Origin of the sequence: Lentzea sp., from assembly GCF_036380075.1 — a bacterium.
Classification (GTDB): Bacteria; Actinomycetota; Actinomycetes; order Mycobacteriales; family Pseudonocardiaceae; genus Lentzea.
Map to the genome: position 1 here is coordinate 1 of NZ_DASVFL010000339.1, position 2,633 is coordinate 2,633.

The window sequence follows — 2,633 nt, forward strand, 5'->3', positions numbered from 1 at the left end:
GGCTCAGTCGGCCGGGCGAAACCGGACCTGCGTGCCCGGCCGCGCCTGACCGAGAAACCGCAGGTGGTCGCGGTCGACGACGCCGATGACGGGATAGCCGCCGGTCGTCGGGTGGTCGTTGAGGAACACCACGGGCTGGCCGTCCGGCGGCACCTGGACCGAGCCGGTGATCATGCCCTCGCTGGGAATCTCCCCGTCACGACGATTCAGCTTCGTGCCGCTGAGCCGCGTGCCGACCCGGTTGCTGCGGTCCGAGACGGTCCAGGAACCCCGGCGCAGCTGGGTTTCCGCGTCGTCGAACCAGTCGTCGCGCGGACCGAGCAGGATCGGGACGACCAGGACGTCCGGTGCCTGGTGCGGCGGGACGACGTCGGCGCCCGTAGGCGTTCCGGGGGTGCCGAGCTCCAGGACGTCGTTGTCGCGCAACGGGTCCGGACCGATTCCGGAGAGCAGGTCGGTGGACCGGCTGCCGAGCTCCGGTGGCACGTCGACGCCGCCGGAGATCGCGAGGTAGGTGCGCAGGCCGGTGCCCGGCGTGCCGACGGTGAGGGTCTGGTCCGGCCTGAGGTGGATCGGGTGGTGGGAGTCGGCGAGCCTGCCGTCGACCGTCACCTCGGTGGGCGGTCCGGTGACGGCGACCGTGCAGCTCGTGTGGGTGCGCAGGGTGAGACCGCCCAGCAGGAGCTCCAGCCCGGCCGCGCTCTCGTCGTTGCCCACGAGCCGGTTCGCGAGGGTCAGCGAGTGCGGGTCGACGGCACCGGACGGCGGCACGCCGAGGTGGGCGTGACCCGGCCGGCCGAGGTCCTGGACGAGGGCCTGCGGGCCGGTCCTGAGGATCGTGACTCGGCGGCTCACGCGACCACGAACCTGACCTGGTCGCCTGGCTGCAGGAGCGCGGGGGTCTCGGCTCTGGGGTCGAACAGCGTGATCCCGGTGCGGCCGATCAGCCGCCAGCCGCCGGGGGTGGACCTGGGGTAGGCGGCGGTGAACTCGCCGGCGATGCCGACCGCGCCCTGCGGGACCTTCGTGCGCGGGGAGTCGAGCCGCGGCTGCCGGAGGCTCTCGGGGAGGCCGGTGAGGTAGCCGAAGCCGGGGGCGAAGCCGCAGAACGCGACCTCGTAGGTGGCCTCGGTGTGGAGCTTCACGACCTCGTCGGGGGTGACGCCCGCGGTCTCGGCGACCAGGTCGAGGTCGGGGCCGTCGTAGGTGACCGGCACGGTGATCTCGCGCGGGTGCGTCGCCGGTGCCTTGGTCAGGTCGATGTCTCGGAGGGCGTCCCTGACTCGGTGGAGTTGGCCCTTGACCAGCACTGTTCGTGCGGCGGGCACCAGTTCCTCGATGCCGTCGAGGTCCTGGAGGGCGGCGCGGACGGCCGCGACCTCCGTCAGTGAGTCGACCTCGACGAGGAGGGCGTCGGTTCCGCAGCGCCGCAGCAGCATGCCGCCCATCGTACGTGGAATCGTGGGATTGTTGAACAATCCGACACGCCGAGATCGTTCAACAATCCCTCAGTGGTGCTGGCGGATTGTTGAACGATCGACGGGAAGTCTCAGCCGACGATGCGCTTGAGGTGCGCCGACGCGTGCGGCTGCATCTCCTGGCCGACCATGGCGCGCTCCTCGACGTAGGCGAGGTCGCCGTTGTTGACGATGCCGTAGAGCCGCTGCGCCGCCTTGACCTCCTTGGCCGTGGCGGTGCGGATGACGGCGTCCGTCTGGAACTCCCACGACGTCTGCGTGCGCACCTTGCCGTAGAACAGCTCGACGATGCCCGTGTTGTGGGCCAGCAGCAGCTCGATCGTGTCGTCGGCCTGCGGGCGCCAGAAGCCCTGCTCCCTGGCTGCCGGGCGGATCACCTCACCGGCCTCGTTGAGCAGCCACGACCGGGCCTCGTACACGAGGAACGGACGGCCGTCGTGGGCGAACGTGATCTGCTGGCCGAAGCGGAACGGGCCGTCGATCGTCGGGTAGACGATCTCGCCCTCGCCCCGCCACACGCCCACCAGGGGGAGGACGGCCAGGAGGGCGTCGTTGAGGTTCGCGCCTTCGCGCAGGTTCGCCGTGTCTGCCGGGATGGGCATGTCGGTGAACTGCGGCAGGTTGCGCTCGCGGGTGGCCGCGGCGCGCTCCTCCGCCAGGCGGATGGCCTCGTCGCCGCTGCCCGGGATGGGGGCTGCGCCTTGCGTGCCATGCGCGCCTGGGGTGCCCGAGGTGCCTGGGGTGCCTGGGGTGTTGGGAGTGCCTGGGGTGGTCATCGCTGGTCTGAGTAGAGGCGGTAGACGACGTAGCCGGCGAACCACATGACGGCGATCGTCACTAGTACCAGGAGTCCTGTGAAGATGTGTTCCACGGTTCCCAGGATATCTCTCTGGCGTTGACGTGCAGCGTTGTGGTGGTGCATGACACCGGGTGGTCCTGTTTCAGGCGCGGGGCTCCGCCCCGGACCCCGCCAGCTGATCAAAGACCGGGCCGGCGCCGCAGGCGGGTTGATGGCACGCCTGTTGCGTTGGGCGGCTGTGCGTTGCGTGGGTGGTGCGGTTCGGGTGGGGTGGTCCCGTCCCGAACCGGGCAGAGCGAGCCACAGCTTGGAGGGGTTGTCAAACCGCCGAAAAGCGTGGCGGTTTGACAACCCCT

At 70.4% G+C, this 2,633-nt stretch carries 3 protein-coding genes; all 3 read right to left on the bottom strand.

Annotated features, from left to right (window positions below):
- Positions 1-3: 3 nt before the first annotated feature.
- Positions 4-855 (bottom strand): biotin-dependent carboxyltransferase family protein, encoded by an 852-nt coding sequence (locus VF330_RS36240; RefSeq protein ID WP_330856256.1) that lies wholly within the window; start codon positions 853-855, stop codon positions 4-6.
- Positions 852-1,439 (bottom strand): 5-oxoprolinase subunit PxpB, encoded by a 588-nt coding sequence (gene pxpB / locus VF330_RS36245; RefSeq protein ID WP_330856257.1) that lies wholly within the window; start codon positions 1,437-1,439, stop codon positions 852-854. Before pxpB ends, VF330_RS36240 begins: the two co-directional genes overlap by 4 nt.
- A gap of 110 nt (positions 1,440-1,549) precedes the next feature.
- Entirely contained in the window at positions 1,550-2,167 is a 618-nt protein-coding gene (locus VF330_RS36250; RefSeq protein WP_330856258.1) for an FABP family protein, read from the bottom strand.
- Between the last annotated feature and the right edge of the window lie 466 nt (positions 2,168-2,633).

Bases quoted from the DNA above. Each gene is read 5' to 3' on its own strand.
- pxpB (WP_330856257.1), bottom strand. From the start codon at position 1,439: ATGCTGCTGCGGCGCTGCGGAACCGACGCCCTCCTCGTCGAGGTCGAC.